The organism is Candidatus Symbiothrix dinenymphae (genome assembly GCF_001431085.1).
The window spans coordinates 1-1,327 of sequence record NZ_BBRU01000032.1 but is presented as its reverse complement, the minus strand read 5'-3'; the positions used below and the strand labels follow the sequence as shown (position 1 = coordinate 1,327).

General features: G+C 52.8%; 1 protein-coding gene. It reads left to right on the top strand.

The window, feature by feature from the left end; all coding sequences use genetic code 11:
* Window positions 1–1,327 (top strand): YDG domain-containing protein (locus tag ASC50_RS00635; protein WP_193391169.1); only part of this gene is annotated, 1,327 nt, incomplete at both ends.

The window sequence follows — 1,327 nt, the reverse complement described above, 5'->3', positions numbered from 1 at the left end:
CCGCCGCGATTACACCCAAGCCGGTTACGCTCACAGGTTTTTCAGTCGATAGCAGAACTTACGATGGCACTACGAACGCTACCTTTAGCGGTACGGGCAATGTCGTTGGCATAGTTGAGGATGTCGGCGATGTGGTAACTGTGGAAAAAGGCACAGCGGCTTTTGCCGATAAAAATGCAGGACCGGACAAACCGGTCATATTTGACGGCTTCGCGCTCGCCGGTGCGCACAAAGATAATTACGAATTGGCAGCACAGCCTGTCGCTACGGCAACAATCACCCCTTTGCCTGTCGTGGTCACGCCGAACGATAATCTGAGTAAAACTTACAACACCGCCGACCCGCCGCTGACTTACACTTACAGTCCGGATCTGCTCGATGAGGAGGACCATTTTAGCGGCGTGCTCTCCCGCACCTCCAACGAAAAACCGGGGACGTATCCCATCAATCAAGGCTCACTGACTGCCGGCGGCAACTACGCTATCAGCATTGCAAATAAAGTCTTCACCATCATCCCGAAGAGCATTACCGCTTCAACGGTGACGGTGGCAAGCATCGCCGCTCAAAAGTACACCGGCAAAGAAATCAAACCGCTACCTAACGTGGTGGACGGCGGTCGCCCACTCACAATCAACACGGACTACACTCTAAGTTACAGCAACAACACAAACGAAGGGACAGCCACCGTAACCATAAACGGCAAAGGCAATTACAAAGATTCCCGAACGGTGGAATTTGAGATAACCACCAACACGGGCGGCAACACAGGCGGCTCAGGCGGCAACACAGGTGGCACAGGCGGCACAGGCGGCAACACAGGTGGCGCAGGTGGCAACACGGGTGGCAATACCAACGGCCACGCGATAGCTGTGTCAAATGCCGACAGCATCGGTACAGGCTATTACCTGGCACATTGTGAGGCTTTGGAGTCTGTTGTAACGGTTACGACCAAGACCTCTTCCACCGTATTGCACGAAGGTGTAAAAGGGAATCGCTTCACGGTTGATATTAGCAGAGGCGGACGTTATGTGGTCAAATACAGTATTGTAATAGCAAGAGACACAGCCAATTACAGTCTGACCATCGAAAGCCGAGCAGCGTTTGAGGATGTCGTGTCCATCCGGTACAACAATCTGCTGCTCGTAAAGGCAAACACCGGCTACGGTATAGTGGGTTGCGAATGGTATAAGGCGGACAGCAATGGCAAATGGGAGAAATTATCCTCCGAATTGTCCTATTCAGCAGGCAACAAGCGCACAGATATATTGGATGCCACCGCCGAGTATAAGGCACGCCTCATCACCGCCTCAGGCGACACCGTGGAAAC